The organism is Azospirillum sp. TSO5, from assembly GCF_003116065.1.
Classification (GTDB): Bacteria; Pseudomonadota; Alphaproteobacteria; order Azospirillales; family Azospirillaceae; genus Azospirillum.
Window position 1 is genome coordinate 69,030 of sequence record NZ_LGQY01000020.1, and the last position, 18,677, is coordinate 87,706.

At 67.9% G+C, this 18,677-nt stretch carries 14 protein-coding genes; 3 read left to right on the forward strand and 11 right to left on the reverse strand.

Features of this window, described 5'->3' with window-relative positions:
- Positions 1-22 precede the first annotated feature (22 nt).
- A complete protein-coding gene (locus TSO5_RS06150) occupies positions 23-1,282 on the forward strand; it encodes an MFS transporter (RefSeq protein ID WP_109150765.1) in 1,260 nt (419 codons plus the stop codon).
- An 82-nt stretch (positions 1,283-1,364) separates the two neighbouring features.
- Positions 1,365-3,158: a helix-turn-helix domain-containing protein gene (locus tag TSO5_RS06155; RefSeq protein WP_109150766.1), complete on the forward strand. Its 1,794-nt coding sequence runs from the start codon at positions 1,365-1,367 to the stop codon at positions 3,156-3,158.
- Here the strand turns inward: TSO5_RS06155 and TSO5_RS06160 are convergent.
- The 9 genes from TSO5_RS06160 to maiA all read right to left on the reverse strand — a co-directional run bounded on the left by TSO5_RS06160 (position 3,139) and on the right by maiA (position 15,063).
- Complete coding sequence (locus TSO5_RS06160; protein WP_109150767.1) at positions 3,139-3,717, reverse strand: histidine phosphatase family protein; 579 nt, start codon at positions 3,715-3,717, stop codon at positions 3,139-3,141. The two genes, TSO5_RS06155 and TSO5_RS06160, sit on opposite strands and share 20 nt — an antisense overlap.
- On the reverse strand, positions 3,711-4,406 hold the full coding sequence (gene gph / locus TSO5_RS06165) for a phosphoglycolate phosphatase (RefSeq protein ID WP_247870608.1): 696 nt from the start codon (positions 4,404-4,406) through the stop codon (positions 3,711-3,713). The genes TSO5_RS06160 and gph overlap by 7 nt, the downstream gene beginning before the upstream one ends.
- 12 nt (positions 4,407-4,418) lie before the next feature.
- Positions 4,419-5,546, reverse strand: a complete 1,128-nt coding sequence (locus TSO5_RS06170; protein ID WP_109150768.1) for an ABC transporter ATP-binding protein — start codon at positions 5,544-5,546, stop codon at positions 4,419-4,421.
- 41 nt (positions 5,547-5,587) lie between these two features.
- The gene (locus TSO5_RS06175) at positions 5,588-7,300 is read right to left on the reverse strand and encodes an iron ABC transporter permease (protein WP_109150769.1); all 1,713 of its coding nucleotides are present in this window, start codon (positions 7,298-7,300) and stop codon (positions 5,588-5,590) included.
- A 73-nt stretch (positions 7,301-7,373) separates the two neighbouring features.
- Complete coding sequence (locus tag TSO5_RS06180) at positions 7,374-8,738, reverse strand: extracellular solute-binding protein (protein WP_109150770.1); 1,365 nt, start codon at positions 8,736-8,738, stop codon at positions 7,374-7,376.
- A 178-nt stretch (positions 8,739-8,916) separates the two neighbouring features.
- Positions 8,917-10,263, reverse strand: a complete 1,347-nt coding sequence (locus TSO5_RS06185) for a sigma-54 dependent transcriptional regulator (RefSeq protein WP_109150771.1) — start codon at positions 10,261-10,263, stop codon at positions 8,917-8,919.
- 10 nt (positions 10,264-10,273) lie between these two features.
- Positions 10,274-12,757 carry an ATP-binding protein gene (locus tag TSO5_RS06190; protein ID WP_247870609.1) on the reverse strand — a complete coding sequence of 828 codons (2,484 nt, stop codon included), beginning with the start codon at positions 12,755-12,757 and terminating at the stop codon, positions 10,274-10,276.
- Positions 12,754-14,358: an extracellular solute-binding protein gene (locus TSO5_RS06195; protein WP_247870610.1), complete on the reverse strand. Its 1,605-nt coding sequence runs from the start codon at positions 14,356-14,358 to the stop codon at positions 12,754-12,756. Before TSO5_RS06195 ends, TSO5_RS06190 begins: the two co-directional genes overlap by 4 nt.
- Before the next feature lie 51 nt (positions 14,359-14,409).
- A complete protein-coding gene (maiA, locus tag TSO5_RS06200) occupies positions 14,410-15,063 on the reverse strand; it encodes a maleylacetoacetate isomerase (protein WP_109150773.1) in 654 nt (217 codons plus the stop codon).
- A gap of 314 nt (positions 15,064-15,377) precedes the next feature.
- Between maiA and TSO5_RS06210 the strand changes: the two genes are divergently transcribed.
- Positions 15,378-15,884, forward strand: a complete 507-nt coding sequence (locus tag TSO5_RS06210) for a MarR family transcriptional regulator (RefSeq protein ID WP_109150775.1) — start codon at positions 15,378-15,380, stop codon at positions 15,882-15,884.
- Positions 15,885-15,926: 42 nt separating this feature from the next.
- Here the strand turns inward: TSO5_RS06210 and TSO5_RS06215 are convergent, their stop codons facing one another.
- Positions 15,927-17,693 (reverse strand): cytochrome c biogenesis protein DipZ, encoded by a 1,767-nt coding sequence (locus tag TSO5_RS06215; protein ID WP_109150776.1) that lies wholly within the window; start codon positions 17,691-17,693, stop codon positions 15,927-15,929.
- Positions 17,694-17,753: 60 nt separating this feature from the next.
- On the reverse strand, positions 17,754-18,524 hold the full coding sequence (locus TSO5_RS06220) for an alpha/beta hydrolase (protein WP_109150777.1): 771 nt from the start codon (positions 18,522-18,524) through the stop codon (positions 17,754-17,756).
- Positions 18,525-18,677 lie beyond the last annotated feature (153 nt).

Genomic DNA, 18,677 nt, shown 5'->3' on the forward strand with positions numbered 1-18,677 from the left:
CCGGACGGAGACACGGAGATTGATGCCGCCGTTGCTGCCGATCATGGCCGCTGCCATTCTGCTTCAGGCCGGCAACGGACTGCTCCAGGCCCTGCTGCCGTTGCGCATGCAGGCACAGGGCCTGTCGGCGGCCGATATCGGCATGGTCGCGTCCGGTTACGGCATCGGCTTCGCCGCCGGCTGCCTTGCCGCCCCCAGGGTGGTTCGCCGTCTCGGCTTCGTCCGTGCCTATGCCGGACTGGCCGCGCTCATGGCGATCCTGGTCCTGGCCCTGCCGCTGGCCGGCGGCGGCATCGGTTGGTTCCTGTTGCGGGCGATGACCGGCGTCGGGTTCGCAGGCCTGTTCACGGTGGTCGAAGGATGGATCGGCACCGGAGCGCAGAATGGCCAGCGCGGGCGCATCCTGGCGATCTACATGGTCACCACCAAGCTGGCGCTGATGGCAGGTCCCCTTCTGCTCGACCCCGGCGGCGACCAGCCCTTCCGGCTGCTGATCCTCCTGATCCTGCTCTCGGTGCTGCCGGTTGCCGCCGCCCGCCCTGCCCGCCCTGCCCTGCCGACGGCCGTGACGCTCGACCTGCGCGGGCTGTTCAGGCTGGCGCCGTCCGCACTGGTCGGCTGCTTCGCGGTCGGCGTGGTAACCGGCACGATGACCGCGTTCGCTCCGCTGTACGGGCTGCGCATCGGCATGTCCGCGTCGGCCGCCGCCACACTGCTCGTTGCGCTCCAGGGCGGCAGCCTGCTCGCCCAATGGCCGCTCGGCGCGCTGTCGGACCGGCGCGACCGGCGCATCGTCATCGCGGCCGTGGCGGCGAACGGCGCCATTCTGTCCGCCGGCATGGCGCTGTTGCCGGCCGGAAGCCCCGATTGGCTGGTTTGGACAGGCTTCGCACTGTGGGGCAGTCAGGTCCTGTGCATCTACGCCCTGTGCGTCGCCCATGCCTGCGACGTGGTCCCACCCGGTCGCATCGTTCCCACGGTCAGCGGCCTGCTGGTGGTCTGGGCCGGCGGAGCGATGATCGGCCCCGTCCCCGGCGCCCTGCTGATGGACAGGTTCGGCCCGTCGGGCCTGTTCGTCTATGCCGCTGCCGGCTGCGCCGGACTGACCGGCTTCGTCCTCGTCCGTCGCGTCATACGGGAACGGGCGCATGCGTCCGGACAAACGGCTTTCTCCCCGCTGCCGGCCGAAAGCCTGACCGGGGTCGCAATCTCCAAGCCGCGCATGATCGTCGACGCGACAGGCGTTGAGACGGCGGACGGCGAACCGCCGGAGGGACGCTGAGGTTCCGGCTTTTTCCGACCGCCATAGTCGGGTTAGAGTCAGCAGGATTTGATCCGGGGCCTGTCCCTTCAGCGGAGGAAACGTGGTCGAGACATCGCGCATCCAGTCGTTGCGCGTGGTGGCAAGCCTGATCAATTCAGGTGGCGATCTGGCGACGGTGCTTCAGCGCCTGGTCCTGGCCGCCTGCCGGCATGCCAACTGGTCGATGGGGTCGATCATGGCGGTGGACGTCGAGCATGGCTATGCCCTGGTCGTCGTCCGTCACGACCCGACGCTGATCCAGCGCCCCCTGCCCGACCGCTGGGAGCTTGCGACCAGCCCATCGCTGGTCGCCCTGCGGCGAAACGAGCCGGTCTTCATCCCCGACGCCCGGGTATCGGAGGAATTTCCCGGTTACCGCCGGGAGGCGTTCGAGCGCGACTATCACAGCGTGCTGGTCGTACCGATGAACTGCACCGACGACAGCGGCCGGCCGCTGGTGCTGAGCGTCGTCTCCCGCAGCATAGTCGAGGTGAGCGAGGAAGACCTGACCTTCATCGGCATGATCGTCCAGCTCGGCGAGATCGCGGTGGAACGCCAGCACCGATTGCGGGCGGAATCCCTTGCCGCCGAACGTTTGCAGCGGGCTCTGGAGGTGAATACGTCGCTTCTGCGGCAAGCGCTGGAAGACGGGGCGATGGCCACTCTCCTGCCGCTCTTCCGCGACCTGCTGCCTTACTCGATCGTCATCGTCGACTTCACCGCAAACCTCGTCACCGCCGACAGGGCGCCTTGCGGCAGCGACATCGGCGATGTCGACTGGCAGGCGGCGGTCGCGACCAGCCTCGGCCCGTCGATCATGAAGGCGGCGCGTGATGCGATCGACCATCCCGCTGCCGGCGAAGCGACCCTGTTCTGGGAGGTCGGCGGCAAGCGCATCCGCACGGCCCCGCGCATCGACCCGCTGACCGCCGACGGCGAGGTGGTCGGTGCGCTGATGATCTTTCCGGGGCCGCAGCCCTACGGCCAGTCCGATCAGCTCCTGCTCGACGGCATCAAGCATGCTCTCAGCATCCAGATGCTGCGCAACGTCATCCGCTTCCGCTACGAGAACCGCACGCTCACCGATCTGTTCCTGGAACTGGTGGAACGGCGCTGGCGCGACCATCGCGACATCGGGGAGCGCGCGCTTCGGCTCGGCCTCAACCTCGTTCTGCCGACCCAGATGATCGTGGTCGGACTGCCCGGCCGCAGTCCGCGGGCGGTGAGCGCCGCAGCAGACCTCCACCTTCCGGTCCAACGGCTGTTGGCGCCGAGCGGGGTTACCGGCACGCTCGTCACCGTGCCGGCCGGACTGGTCTGCCTCATTCCTGCCGTCGACGAGCGCAGCCAGGGACCGGCCAAGCGGTTGATGGCGCAGATCGCGCGTTCCGTCGCCGACATCCTGCACGCCGAACCTTTCGTCGTGCTGACGAGCCGCTGCACGGCTCCGCCGGATTATGCGGAGGCGTGGGAGCGCTCGTGGCGGATGATCCGGATCGCCGAGGAGTTCGGTCGCCCCGGCGTGCTGGATGCCCGGCAGTTCGGCCCGCTGCCGATGCTGCTGGCCGCGGCGAACACCCACGAGGTGCGCGGCTATGTCGCCGACAGCATCGGCGCTCTTGTCGAATACGACCGCCGGCATGGAACGCCCTACCTGGAGACGCTTTCCGCTTATCTGAAGACCGGATGCCGGACCAAGGCCTGTTCCGACCAGCTTGGCGTGCACGTCACCACTCTGCGCTATCGCTTGACGCGCATCGCCGAGCTATTCGGCATCGACGTCGAAAGCCCGGAACGACGCTTCTCGGTCGAACTCGCCATCCACCTGAGCGGGGTTATCGACCAAGCCAATTGATCTCAGCCTCGCCGCTTTCGCCGGGCACGTCCACCCCAACCATGCCCGTCTGCCGCGTCAGATGGACGGGGGATGCATTCGGCGGCCACAGCATTTTGGAGTGCCGGCCCATCCATCGGCAGAGCACCGGCCATGTGCCGGCATGCGCGACGATCAGCGGTGGACGGCCGTCCGCCGGCACTGGCAAGCCGTCGAGTGCCGCGGTGACGCGGGAGTGGAAGCCGGTCAGGCTTTCCCCGTTCGGCACCTGCTCCCGCAACAGATCGGCGGGAATGGCGCCACCCTCAAGATCGCCCCAGCGCCGCTCCTCCAATCCGGCCACAGGCATGACGGGAGCCCTCAGGGCATCAGCCAGAATGGCCGCCGTTTCCAGCGCCCGGCGCTGCGGACTGCTGTAGACGACCGGCACCGTCCGCCCTTCGGCGAGCAGGGCCGCGGCGGCATCCTGCGCCTGCGCCCGGCCCCGTTCGGTCAGCGACACGTCCCGCGACCCGGCGAGCCAGCCGCCGAGATTGCTCTCGGTCTCGCCATGGCGGCAGAAGATCACGGCGTTCAGCATGACAGCCGTCGCGGCAGATCGGCGAACCCATCGAGGATGCCGTCGTGCGGCAGGCCATCGAGCGGCACCCGGGCGTAGCCATAGGGCACCACAAGCACCCGCGCGACCTCCGCTGCGCGGGCGGCGGCCACGTCGTGCTCGTTGTCGCCGACGAAGGCGGTCTCGTCCGGCCGCACCTCCAGCCGATCCAGCAGACCCAGGACCGGCTCGGGCGAGGGTTTGCGGGTCGGGTAGCTGTCGCCGCCGACCACCGCCGCGAAGACGCCGGCAATGCCCAGATCATCCAGAAGCCGCACTGTCGCCCCCATCGGCTTGTTGGTGCAGACGCCGAGCCGCAAGCCTGCTGTCGCCAGGGCCTCCAGCGTTTCGGCGACGCCCGGATAGAGGGCGCTGTGGGCGCTAGGGTCGGCCTCGTAGATGGACAGAAACCGCTGGAGGCAGCGGGCGGCTTCCTCCGGGGCCGGGACCCCGCCGGTGGCGGCCAGCACGCGCTCCACCAGCTTGGGCGCTCCATCGCCGATGAAGGAACGCACCGTCGGCAGATCGACCGGCGGTCGCCCCAGTTCGGCGAGCAGGGCGTTGGAGGAATGCATGAGGTCGGCCGCGCTGTCCACCAGCGTGCCGTCCAGGTCGAAGGCGACGGCGCGGATGGGGCGACGGATGAGGCTGTCGGCGGCGGGATCGGTCACGATGACGGCACCTTATCGGCTGAGGAAGCGGGCCTTGTCGGCCGCGAGGTCGAGAATGATCGGGGCATCCGGGGCGAGCAGAGCATCGCCCGTCTGATGCGGCGCGTCCACCTGCACCAGCTGTCCACCAACGTCAACCGCATAGCGGATCGAGGCGCCCAGGAACTCCCGGTGCCGGACGGTGCCGGTCAGCCGGGCATGGCCGGGGGCCGGGGGGCCGCCGTCCTGGCGGCCATCCTCACGGATTATCAGGTTCTGCGGACGGAACATCAGCTTGCCCGCTGCCCCCGGCGCCACCGACGGCGGCAGCGCCACCGGCGTGACGCCGCCGGCGACGAAGACGGTGCCGCCGTCGCGGCCCTGCACCGTGCCGTCGAGCACATTGGCGGTGCCGAGGAACCCGGCAACGAACAGGTTGGCCGGATGGTCGTAGAGGTCCTGCGGCGTACCGACCTGCTGCACCTTGCCGTCGTCCATCACCGCGATGCGGTCGCAGATGGTGTTGGCCTCCTCCTGGTCGTGGGTGACGAAGATGGTGGTCAGGCCGAGCTTGCGCTGAAGGCTCAGCAACTCCTGGCGCATCTGCACGCGCAGCTTGGCATCGAGATTCGACAGCGGCTCGTCGAGCAGCAGGATCTTCGGCTCGATCACCACGGTGCGGGCGAGCGCCACGCGCTGCTGCTGGCCGCCCGACAGCTGCGACGGCCGGCGGTCGGCCAGATGCTTCAGCCCGACCAGATCGAGGGCGGCATCCACCCGCCGCTCGATCTCGGCGCGGGGCACGCGGCGCTCCTCCAGCCCGAAGGCGACGTTGCGACGCACGGTCATGTGCGGCCACAGGGCGTAGCTCTGGAACACCATGCCGACGTCCCGGCGGTGCGGCGGCAGGGTGGAGATGTCGCGCCCGCCGATGCGGACCTCCCCACCCTGTGCGGTGTTGAAGCCGGCGATCAGCCGCAGGAGCGTGGTCTTGCCGCAGCCGGACGGGCCGAGGAACGCAAAGAACTCGCCCGGCCTGATGGCGAGATTCACGTCCTTCAGGACATGGTTGCTGCCGTAGGAGAGATTGACGCCCTCGATGTCGACGCCGACGCTCTCGATCCGGGGGACGAGCGCGGCCGGAGAAAACTGGTGGTTCATGATGGGGTTCCCTTCGGGGGCTCTGTCAGTGGTCTTGACCGTCAATGGTCCTGGCCGCGTTCGCGGCGACCGCGCTCGATCACGACATGCGACAGGTAGGTGCCAAGACCGACGATGATGACGGCGAAGATGCCCAGCGCCGCACCGGGACCACGCCCGGCTGCCGACTGCATGTAGACGTAGAGGCCGTAGGCCAGCGGCGCATCGCTTTGCGAGTGGACCAGCATGATGGTGGCCGACAGCTCGACCGCCGCCGTTGCGAAGCTGGTGACGAAGCCGGCGAGGATGCCGCCCGACATCAGCGGCACGACGATGCGCCCGACCGTGCGCAGCTTGGTGGCGCCGAGATTCTCCGCCGCTTCCTCCAGCGAGGAGCTGACCTGCTGCAGGGCCGCCGTGCAGGCGCGCAGCGCATAGGGCAGCCGGCGGATCGCCAGCGCGAAGACCAGGATCAGCCAGAAGTTCGAGAGCGGCTGGCCGGAAAACGGCATCGGCACGCCGTAGAAGCTGCGCAGATAGCCGATGCCCAGCACCACCCCCGGCACCGCCAGCGCCGCCATCGCGACGTAATCCAGCCATTGCCGCCCGGGCAGCTTTGTGCGCAGGACCAGATAGGCGATGGCGGTGCCGATCGCCACGTCGAGCAGTGCCGCCAGCGAGGCGTAGAGCAGCGTGTTGGTGATGTACTGTCCGCTCTCGGTGAAGACGGTGTGATAGTGCTTCAGCGTGAAGGAGTCGGGCAGCGGGCTGAAGGACCAGATGGTGGCGAAGGACAGCAGGCCCAGACCGATATGCGGCGCCAGAACCAGCACCAGGATCAGCAGCACGATGCCATAGGCCGTCACCAGTTCCAGCGGCTTCAGGCGCCGCTTGGCCAGACCGCCGCCGCCGCGCTGCACCGTGGCGTAATCCTTGCCGCGCATCGCCAGTGCCGACACCCAGAGCGCCAGCAGCGAGCAGGCGATCAGCACGACGGAGATGACGTAGCCCATCGGGTCGGCGATGCCGATCGAGGAGATGCGCAGATAGGCCTGCGGCGCCAGCATGTCGTTGACGTTCAGCAGCAGGGGCGTGCCGAGATCGTCGAACACCTTGATGAAGACCAGCGAGGCGCCAGCGACATAGCCCGGCATCGCCAGCGGGAAGACGATGCGGCGGAACAGGCGGAAGCCGTGGCAGCCGAGATTCTGCGCCGATTCCTCCATCGCCCGGTCGATGTTCTTCAGGCTGGCCGACAGGTTGATGAGGATGAAGGGGAAATAGTGGATGCTCTGGACGAAGATGACGCCGTTCAGCCCCTCCATGAAGGGGATCGAAAAGCCGAAATGGTCGCGCAGCAGCAGGTTGACCGTGCCGTTGCGCCCGAACAGCAGCTGCATGGCGACTGCGCCGATGAAGGGCGGCATGATCAGCGGGATGATGCCCAGGCTCTGGATCAGCACGGCACCGCGGAACTCGAACCGCGTGGTCAGATAGGCGAGCGGCAGCGCCAGCAGGCTCGCCACCACCACCGACATCGCCGAGACGTAGACGGAGTTGCCGAACGACCGCATGAACAGGTCGTTGCGGAAGAAGTCGGCGAAATTGACCAGGGTGAAGGCCCCCGTCGTCTTGTCCTGGAAGGCGACGAAGATGACCTGGACCACCGGAACGACAAGGAACAGCAGCAGGAAGGCGGCGATCAGCAGCGCGGCCAGCGCCGGCCCCGGCCGCACGCGCGCGATGCGGTCTCGCGTGAGCGCAAGTGACGTCATGGAAAGGCCTGTGATCTGGGGAGAAGAAAGGGGACGCAACCGACGCGTCCCCCGTGCGCGACGCGACGGCGCGTCAGCGCACCAAAGCCATCGCCTCGTCGGCCTTCTTGCGGGCGGCGGCGTAGTTTTCCTTGGCGAAGGCGGCCCACTTCTGCTCGATCTGCGCCTGGCGTTCCGGCACCGCGTCCTTGGCCGACTTGCGCTCCACCGTGAAGGCTCCGGCCAGCTGCGGGTCGGCGGCCTGCTCCGCCGTCACCGGCATGGCGGCGACGAGGTCGCGCGCCTCGGCCAGCAGCGCCTTGGCCTTGTCGTTGGGCTTCTTGGCGAGCGCCGCCTCGCCCTGCTGGATCGCCTTGGTCGCCGCCTTGAGGTCGTCGAGCTGAAAGGTGATGAGCTGGTCGAACAGCGCATCCACCACATTGTAGCGGGCCTGCGAGACGTTGACGTCGAAGTTTATCTGGGCGCCTAGCGACTTGTCCTTGAACGGGTTGGGGTAGCCGGCGGGCGCCTTCTCATAGGTCGCGGGATTGACCGGCAGGCGGCGGATCGCCGGCTCCAGCAGGACCTCCTGGCCCTTCGGCGACAGCAGGAAATCGACGAAGGTCTCGGCTGCCGCCTTGTTGGGGGCGTTCTTCACCACGCCGATGTTGGCCGGCACGATGGTGGTGACGGTGGGATAGACGAACTCCACCGGGAAGCCCGATGCCTGGGAGGACAACGCGAAGAAATCGATGACGATGCCGACACCGAAGGCTCCGGAATTGACGCCGTCCGGCACGCCGAAGCTGCGTTCGGTGATGGTGCGGTAGTTGCCGGCCATCTCCTTGTTGGTACGCCAGCCCTTCTCCCAGCCTTCGCCCTGAAGGATGGTCTCGATGGTCAGGTGCGTCGTGCCGGAGCGCGACGGGGCCGAGATCGCGACATGGTCGTAATAGGCCGGCTTGGTCAGATCGGCCCATTCCTTGGGAACCGGCAGATCGTTGGCCTTCATGTAGCGGGTGTTCCACATGATGCCGTAGCCGGACGCGGCGAAGCCGGAATACATCCCTTCGGGATCATTGACCGGATAGGCGCCGACCTTCTCCGGAATGCCCTCCACCTTGGGCTTGTAGGGCTGCAGGAGTTGGGCGGACTTCAGCACCTCGAACGCATCGGGAGCCGACGCCCAGAACAGGTCGACGCCGTTGTTCGACGCGGTTTCCTGGAGATACTTGACGCCGGCGTTGGTGTTGCGGTTCAGGATCTCGACCGTGACCTTCGGATAGGCCTTCTGGAAGGCCTGCTGGTAAGCGGTCGTCAGGTCCTTGGGAAAGGAGGTGACGATGACCAGCTTGCCGCTGGCGTCCTGGGCGAAGGCGGCGGTGCCGGACAGCAGCAGAACGGCCAGGGCGGCGGCTGCATTGCCAAGGGTGCGCCTGGCGAGCGTGGTGCGAAGCATCGGTGTTGTTCCTCCCGTGATGTCTTATGCTTGGAGGATCAGCAATCCGCATGCCAAAGGGCCAGGTCTTGCGCGATCTGGCTTCGCACGGCATCGATGGGTCAGGATGGGAACATCCACCGGTGCGACTGGGTAACGCCGGGAACATGCACCGGGAATATAGCTGGGGCCGCTCCGCTCACTCCTCCGTGAAATCGTCCCGGCTCAGGCCATGGTGGCGCATCTTCAGATACAGCGTCTTGCGAGTGATCCCCAGCCGCTCCGCCGTTTCGCCGACCCGTCCGCCGCAACGGGCAAGCGCGTCCTCGATCAACTGCTTCTCTATGCGGTCGATCTGGTCGGCCAGCGGCTCGATCTCCGCCGTTCCGGCCGCCGACAGGGCGGAAGAGGCTGGCGTGAGGCCGTCGCCCAGCCCCAGCGCCACCCGTTCGGCGACATTGCGCAGTTCGCGGACGTTGCCCGGCCAGGCGTGGGCGGCGAGGCGACTGAGCGTGGCTGCGTCGAGCGGCGGCGCCGTCCGGCGCGACCGGGTCGCCGCGGCGTCGAGGAAATGGCGGAACAGCAGAGACACGTCCTCCCGCCGTTCCCGCAACGGGGGCAACGGAACGGTGACGACGTTCAGCCGGTAATAGAGATCCTCGCGGAACCTGCCTTCGCCCGCCAGCTTGAGCAGATCCACCTTGGTGGCGGCGATCACCCGCAGGTCGAGCGGGATCGTCCGGTTGGCGCCGATGCGCTCGATGGCGCGTTCCTGCAGGACACGCAGCAGCTTGACTTGGAGATGCATCGGCATGCTCTCGATCTCGTCGAGGAACAGGGTGCCGCCGGCCGCGAACTCCAGCTTGCCGATCCGCCGTCCTTGCGCGCCGGTGAAGGCGCCCGGCTCGTGGCCGAACAGCTCGCTCTCGATGATGGAATCGGGCATGGCGCCGCAGTTCAGCGCCACGAAATTGCCGCTCCGCCGCCGCCCGGCCTCGTGCAGGCTGCGGGCGACCAGCTCCTTGCCGGTGCCGGTCTCGCCGAACAGCAGAACATCGACTTCCGCATCGGCGAGGTTCGCAACGGCGGCACGCAGGCGCTCGATGGCCGGCGAGCGGCCGATGATGCGTCCCTCCAGCCCGCCGTCGGCGAGCTGGGCGCGCAGGCGCCGATTCTCCAGAACCAGCGCGCGGTGGTCCAGGGCGCGCCTCACCACCTCGACCAGATGTCCGGGTTCGGCGGGCTTCTCGATGAAGTCGTAAGCGCCCTCGCGGACCGCACGGATTGCCATGGCGATGTCGCCGTGCCCGGTGATCAGCACGACCGGAACCTCCGGATCCACCGCGCGGATCCGGTCCAGCAGGGCGAAGCCGTCCATGCCCGGCATCCGCACGTCGGTCACCACGATTCCTGGCCAGGATGCTCCGAGCCGTGCCAAAGCCGCCTCGGCCTCCGTCACCGCCAGCACGGCCAGCCCTTCCAACTCCAATGTCTGGCGGCTGGAATCGAGCACTTCCGGATCGTCGTCAATCAGCAGGACGGTCATGGCGGGGCTTTCACGCACGGATCAGGGTGAGGACGAAGGCGGTTCCGCCGGGGCCGCTCTCGGCCACCGACAGCACGCCGCCGAAGTCGCGGACGATGTTGTACGAGATCGACAGCCCCAGACCCAGCCCCGTTCCCATCGGCTTGGTCGTGAAGAACGGATCGAAAATCTGCCCGGCCAGCTCGGCGGCGATCCCGGGACCGCTGTCGCGCACCTCGATAAGGACGGTGTCGGGTTCCCCGGTCTGCACGCCGCCCGAGGCCTCCGCCCGGATCAGGATGCGGCGGACCGGGGCGGCGGCCACGGCATCCAGCGCATTGCTCAGCAGATTGACCAGGACCTGCTCCAGCCGAACCTCCTCGGCACGGACCCGCAAGGGGGTCTCGGCATCCGGCAGTTCGACCGCGACGGCAACCGCCTCTTCGCGCAAACGATCGCCGAACAGCGACAGCGCCCCCTGGATCACCGGCCCCAGTTCAACCGCACCCAGCCGGGTATCGGGGCGCCGGGCGAAGCGCTTCAGGTGGTTCGTGATGTTCGCCATGCGGGACGTCAGGTCGGCGATCTTGCCCAGATTACCGCCGGCCTCCTCCGTCCGGCCAAGCTCGATCAGCTTGCGGCCGTTGTGGGCGTAGGAACGGATGGCGGCGAGCGGTTGGTTCAGCTCATGTCCGACGCCGGCGGCAAGCTGGCCGAGTGCCGCCAGCTTGCCGGCCTGGACCAGTTCCGCCTGCGCCTCGCGCAGCTCGCGCTCGGTGCGCCGGTGCTCGGCGATGGCCCGTTCGAGCCGGTCGTTGGTGGCCCGGAGGTCCGCGGTGCGCTCCTGCACCGTGCGTTCCAGGATGTGCTGGGCCTCCACCCGCTCGGTCATGTCGGTCAGCGTGACGATGAAGCGCTGCTGCTGGCGGCGCCAGAAGGGACGGACGCCGACCTGCACCGGCACGGCCCCGCCGTCCGGACGCCGCCCGGTGGTCAGGATCGACAGGGCCGGCGCGGCGCCCTCCTCGGGACCGGCGGACGCCTGGGCGAAGAACGCCGTGACGCGGGCGGCGCCCTCGGCGTCAAGCCGGTCGGCAAGGCGGGGCGCCCCTCCACCCTGCTCGGCACGACCGTCGGACGGCGGGGCGATCAGGGCGGCGGCGAGCGGGTTGACGAACTCAATCACGCCATCCCCGTCGGTGATCGCCAGACCTGCCTGGGCGTTGTCGATCATCGCTTGGGCATTCGCCTCCTCCACCGCGATGGCCGTGTCGCGGAAAACCAGAAGCGCCGCCGCCATGTCCGACAACTCGTCGTTGCCGCCCAACGGGATCTCAGCCTTCAGGTCCCCGGCGGCGATGGCGCGGGCGGCGTCCCCCAGCCGGGTCAGGCGGGAGATCAGATTGCGATTGACGTAGAGCCACGCCACCAGCACAGCCACCAGCAGGCTGACCACGGCGCTCGCCAGCAGGGAGGAGCGGCCGAACGCGATGGCCTGGGCGGAGCGCCCGGCGGCGGCGCGGGAATCGCTTTCCACCGCCTGGACCTGCCGAGCGATCAGGCCATTCAGCCGGGCCACGATGTCCCGGTTCTGGGCGAGCAGATCCTGCCCACGGGCGGTGGTCTCCAGCTCTTCCCGGCGCAACGCCGGCACACTGCCGTCCGCCCCGCGGGCGAGGGCGAGGAGTTGGCCCACCACCTGCCCCAGCGACACGCCGTCGGGCCAGTCGGCCAGCGCGGTGAGGTCGCGTTGCAGCCGGTCGGCGGTCTCGTCGAGGAATCCGGCATTGTCGTCCAGCATCTCAGGCGTGGCGAGCGTCGCCGCCCGCGCGATCAGCCCGACCGCAAGATTGCCGTTGGCGCCGATCTGCAGCACCGCCTCGCTCCGCCGGTTCTCTTCCCGCAGGACGCGGACGGCATCCGCCGACGGCTTCCCACTTTCTACCGACGCCAGCGCGCTCTGGATGTTGAAGCGCGCGTCCGCCACCAAGGGTTCGATCTCGTCGAGGAAATCAGCGTGCAGCCAGCGCAGACGCTCGATGGCCTCCTGGTTGCGGCGGCCAAGCGCCAAGCGGTGACGTACCGTGCCGTCCAGCTCCGACAGATTGCGGCTGAGCGCATCCACCACCGGACGCAGGCCGGGAACGCCGCCTTCGATGGCGTCCGTCAGTGAATGCAGGGCGGCCAGACGGCGGCCCAGCGCCTCGCGGATCGCGTCCATCTCGGCCTCCGTCCGGCTGCCGGCCAGGACGGGAGCGGTGGCGATGATGGCTCCACCCTCCTCCGCCAGCTTGGCCGCCAGGCCCAGGGCAGGCAGGTGGCTTTCGGCGAACTCGTCGAGCGTGCCGCCCAGCCGGTCATAGGACAGCCAGCCGAGCGCGCAGGCCACAACCGACAGGACCGCGACGGCGACGAAGGCAAGAAAGAGGCGAACCCGGATGCCGAAGCGTACCGGCCACGTCCCGCCACCCATCGCGGACGGCGGGGCCGCCTGGACACTTGCCTGGGCGCTCATGGCCATCCCCCCTCTCCGGCCGCCACGCGCAGGATGACCAGGGCCCGTTCGGATGCCGACAGAGCCGCCTCCAGCCGGTCTTTGGAAAAGGCTCGCCATTCCGCCTCCAGCTCTCCCTGCCGTGCCGAAACCGGCATGCCGCGGGCGGGACGGCGCAGCGCGGCGGAAAAGGCCGGATCGGCAGCCTGGGCGGCGCTGACCGGAACCCCGGTGGCGGCCTTTCGCGCGGCGCGAAGCAGGTCGCGCGCCACCGGATCGGGGGTGGTGGCGAGACGGGTTTCACCCTCGTGGATCAGTTGCCAGACACGGTTGAGCGTCTTCACCCGGAAGGTGATCAGCTCGTCGAACAGCAGGTTGACCAGTTCGTAGCGACGGCTGGACAGGCCCCGGTCGAACAGGAAGAGGTCGTCGCCGGTTTCCCGTGCATAGGGATTGGGGTAGCCGGCGGGTGCGTCGGCATAGCTGTCCGGACGCACCGGCAGCCGTCCGATGTCGGGACGCAGCATCAGTTCCTGCCCGGCTTGCGACAGCAGGAAATCGACGAAGACATTCGCCCCCGCCGGATTGGGAGCACCGCGCAGAATCGCGACGCTGGCCGGCAGGAACACGCTGTCGACCGGATAGGCAAACCGCAAGCCGCCTGTAGCAGGTTGCTTTTCTTCCACCTCCGGCCCCTGCTCCGCCGATTGGCCTACCCCTTGTCCCAGAAAATCGATGGCCAACCCGATGCCGAAACGACCCTTGGCAACCCCTTCCACCACGCCGTAGCTGCGCGCCGTCACCGTGGCAAGGTTGCCTGCGATTTCAAGCCATGTCGCCCAGCCGTGCTCCCAGCCCTGGAGTTGCAGCACCGTCTCCACCATCAGATGCATGGTGCCCGACCGCGACGGCGCTGTGATACCCAGGTGCCGGGCATATCCGGGACGCCGCAGATCCTCCCATCCCCGAGGAGCGGCAATCCCGTGCCGGTCGAGGTAGGACTGATCCCAGACCAGCCCGTAACCGGACAGCGCGAAGCCGAGATAGGTGCCGTCAGGATCGTCGACCGGCTGGTTGCCGATGGTCGACGGGGCACCGGTCGGCCGGGATGCGATCGGGGTCAGCAATCCCGCCGCCTTCAGAACCTCGAACGCATCCGGGGCAGAGGCCCAGAAAACATCGACGCCCTCGCCTTCGCGGTCCTGCAGCCGGGTGATCGCCGCAGTGGTTTTGGTGTTGATCACGCGCAAATGCCGGTCGGGATGAGCGCGCTCGAAGGCTTCCCGCACCGGCTCGTAGAATCCGGCGGGAAACGACGTCAAGACGATGATCGTCCCCGATTCCGTGCCCGTCAGGTCCCGACCTGCTGCTGCGACCGGGGCCAGCAGAACCAAGACGACCGCCAGCCTGCGCGCCAGGTGTCCTCCGCGGCGCAAGACCCAGCTCAGCCCTGCACTCGGATCGCGCGTACGACCGTCCATGCTACCTCCACCGACCACGGCTCCGGAACCGTCCAACACCTCACAGTGCAATGAACTTGTCCAGTTCTGAGCGACGGTGGCGGTTCCGGCGGACAACTTGTTACACACATGATGGCTGTGTTGCATCAGCGGGGCCGACATCGATCCCGCCGCACATGCGCAGCCGAGGCTAGGTCGTTGTTTCCGGAAATCTCACTCGGTGGAAGCGTCTGCCGACCGAGGCACCGGCGCATTGGCCGCGAATGCGGGAATCGTGCGCAAGGTCGCGACGACGGCGGCGATGCGTGGCCAATGCTCAAGAGGAAGGCCCGCCCGCTCCGCGTTGACGGCTTGCGGGAAGAGGACGACGTCCGCGACCGACGGAGCGTCCCCAACGGCGAACCGTCTCTCCGGCTGGCGGGACAACAGGGCTTCGATCGCAGTCAATCCTTCCTGAATCCAGTGGCGGTTCCAGTCCCCGACGGTCATGGAATCGGCGCCCGGAATGGTGCCCAACCGCTTTGCCACGCGGGGCGGCAAAAGGGGATGGATGTCCGATGCGATGGACAGGGCCACCGACCGCGCCAGGGCGCGTTCGGCCGGATCAGCCGGTAAAAGCGCCGGTTCGGGAAACCGCTCGTCGAGATACTCGACAATGGCCAGCGATTGCGTGATCAACGCGCCGTCGTCCGTCAGAAGCGCCGGCACGAGACCCTGCGGGTTGACCGCAAGGTAATCGGCGCTCCGGCTGCGCGCCTCGGCACCGAGGATGGAAATTGGGACGCTCTCGACCACCACCCCCTTCAGGGCCAGCGCAATCCGCACACGGGCGACGGCGGAGGAAATCCGGTCTTCGAACAGCTTCATGTCTTCGTCCTCACTGTTGGGGCGTGGTCACCGCTGCCGATGCGTCGACAGGCTGGTGTGAAAAGGGTGCGACAGAGGAAGGGAGGGGCTGCGAGAGCAGCGCCAGGATGGAAGGCGCCTCGCGGGGGTCATCGTCCCAGGCGCAGGGGGCGGCAGCGAGCCCGATGGCCGCCGCCATTGCCAGAAGAACACGCATCGTGCTGTCTCCCACAGTGTATGCATGATAATAGTTATGATCGTAATCACATCGGCGTGCCGCCAAGGTCGGCGGGTGCGGCGATGGTGATCAGGACAACCGAACTCCCGGTGACGACATGAGCCGCAAGACCGCCAGCACTCCCGCCGCCCCCGCCTCCGACACGCCGGCCGCTCCGCCGGCCGGGAGGTCGCAATCCGCCAGGCTGGCGGATTTCATGTGCTTCACGATCTATTCGGCGAACCTCGCCTATTCGCGGGTCTACAAGCCGGTGCTGGAGCAGCTTGGCGTCACCTATCCCCAGTACATCACCATCATCGCCCTGTGGGAGGAGGATCGGCAGACCGTCAAGAGCCTCAGCGAAACGCTGTTCCTGGAGCCCAGCACCATGACGCCGATGCTCCAGCGGCTGGAGGCGATGGGCTATGTCACGCGGATGCGCGACGATGAGGACGAACGCAGCGTGCGCGTCTCGCTGACCGAGGCGGGGCGCCAGCTTCGCGAGAAGGGTCTGGGCTTCGGTGAGTTGACGGTGAAGGCCTCCGGACTTCCGCCCGACGAGTTCCGCGCGCTCCAGAGAGCGGTCGCCCGATTGCGCGACAACCTCCGGGAGGCCGGCAAGTGAAGGAGCGTGGATGCAAAGGTCCGGGGCCATGCGGGTTTCTCCTCAGCCGAAGGTGAAGGCGTAGGCGTCGACTCCGGGGTCGAGAAAGCGTACTTCGAAGGTCCGTTCCCGCACCGCGCCCGCCTGCCGCACCAGTTGATAGAGTTTGGTTTCCGAAACGGTGCCATAGCCCTCGGCATCCGTATCCGTTCCGTGATCCGGCCCGGGTGCCATGCCGCCGATGGTGACCTGGAAACGCACGGGCTTGCCGTCCTGGGCGGGACCGAGGATCAGGTGCAGGTCGCGCGCCCGGAAGCGGTAGACGATCGCCCCGCCCGCCCGGTTCAGCCGGGCCTGCTCGGCCCCGACCGTCCAGTTGCCGGAAAGCCCCCAGCGGTTGAGCCGCAGCGCACCGACCGTGTAGTCCTGCGGCCGGTCGATGCCGTCCCGTTCCGGCGATGCGAAGTTCGCAGCCTGCCGATAGCCGACATAGGTTTCGCCGGAGCGGATATCGTCGAGGTCGGCGGGCGCCTGCGCGCCCTGCCCCGCCGGGCTGACGAGCCTTCCATCCTCGTCCCGACGTCCGGCGGCCTCTGCCAGCAAATCCTGGATGACCCGTTCGGTCTGCTCGTACCCGCCCTCACCGAACTGATGATGGCGGATCCGGCCCGTGGCATCGGCGATGTAAAAGGCCGGCCAATAGCTGTTGCCGAACGCCCGCCAGATGCGGAAATCATTGTCGATCGCCACCGGGTAGGTGATGGCGAAATCCCGCAACGCCTTCTCCACGTTCGCGATCCGCTTTTCGAAGGCGAATTCCGGGGCATGGACACCGACCACCACCAGCCCCTGGTCCCGGTACTTCTCCGCCCATGCCCGCAGGTACGGCAGCGTCCGGATGCAGTTGATGCAGGAGTAGGTCCAGAAATCGATCAGCACGACCTTTCCCCGCAGTTCCTCCGCGGTGAGCGGCTTCGAGTTCAGCCAGTCCGTCGCACCGTCCAGGGAGGGCAGAAGGCCCTCGACCGGCAGGCTGCTGCGATAGACACGCCGGGCATCGGCGAGCGCGAGGCCCGTCCCGGACGTCTCCAACACACCCGACGTTCCGGAAGCGACCGGGACAGAGGCAGGGGCAAACCTGTTGATCAGCGATTGTTCGACTCCCGTTGTGCCGGCATAGGACAGGCGGGCCAGCAACCCGGTGTCGAGCCCCAAGGCGATGACGCCGACACCGGCAAGGACGGCAATGCCCAGTCCCTGGCGGAGACGCTCCCCAACGCCAAGCGACCGCTTCATTGCCGTCAGCACCCGGCCGCCTGCAAGAAGGGCGAAGGTCAGGGATGTCGCAGCACCCGCCGCATAGGCCGCCAGCAGTAGGGTGGTTTGCAGGCTGGCGCCATGAAGCGCGGCACCGGTCAGGACCAGCCCGAGGATCGGCCCGGCGCACGGCGTCCAGAGCAGACCGGTGGCGACACCCAGCAGAAGCGATCCGCCAACGCCGGCCCGAGCGGACAGCCGATTACCGGCGGCGACAAGCGGACGGCTGAGCATCGCCGCGGCGCGGGGCGACAGGAGCGTCCATCCGAACAGCGCCATCAGCGCGATGGCGGCGGCCCGCCCGGCCCCGTTTGCTTCTACCGCCCAGCCTCCGCCGACGGCGGTCAGCGTGGCGACCCCAGCGAAGCTGGCCACCATGCCGAACAGCATCGGCAGGATGCCGCGGAGCAGCGGCTGCCCCGCCCGGGAAAAGACGAAGGTCACGACCGGCAGGATGCACGGGCTGACGATGGTCAGGGCACCCGCCAGGAAGGAGACAAGAAAAAGGATCATGACTGAACCCTTTCGGGGGCCGGGTGCGGCTTCGCGCCCGCCCCGCAAATCATGGGAAGATCAATTCGAGACCGCCTCGGCCGCCTCGACGATCAGGGTGGCGACGGCCTCGGGCTTGGCGGCGTAGACGGCATGGCTGGCCTCGACCGACCGGACATGGCTGCCGGCCCGGCGGGCCATGTCCAGTTCCAGCTCCGGATTGATCGAGCGGTCGGCGGTCGCCACCAGCGCCCAGCTCGGCTTTGATTTCCATGCCGGCTCCCCGGCCGGCGCTGTGAAGGCATCCTTCGCCGCGAACACCTGGGAGTGGGCGAGGAAGGCCGCGTCGGCCGTCGGAAGGTCGGCGGCGAAGGCACCGGCGAAGGCCGGCGGGTCAAGATAGAGATAGCCGTCGGCGGTGCCCTTGACGGCACCCGGTTCGGCACCGGGCACCGGCTTGCTCTCGGCCAGTTTGGCGAGGCTCTCGCCCTTGTCCGGTTCGAAGGCGGCAACATAGACCAGTGCGGCGACATGGCTGTCGCTCCCGGCCTCGCTGATCACCATCCCGCCATAGCTGTGGCCGACCAGGACGGCCGGGCCGGTCTGAAGCGAGAGGACGCGGCGGGTGGCCGCGACATCGTCGGCGAGCGAGGTCAGCGGCTGCTGAACGATCGATACGGCATAGCCCCTGCCGGTCAGGATGTCGGAGACCTTGCGCCAGCCCGAACCGTCGGCGAAGGCGCCATGAACGATGACCACGGACTTCACCGGGGCGGCGGCGGCCGGCGACCAGGGGACGGCCAGCGACAGGGCCAGACCGAACAGGGCAACCGGAACTTTGCACGGAAGCATGGATGTGTCTCGTTATGTGATTTGCGTCATAATCATTATTTTGATAAGTACATTCACGGAAGGCAGGCTGTCCAGACGGAACGATGCGGACGCCGGCGTGCGGCAGGGAATTTTTGTACCGGCATGTATCAGGCGATGGGGCGGATACAGACC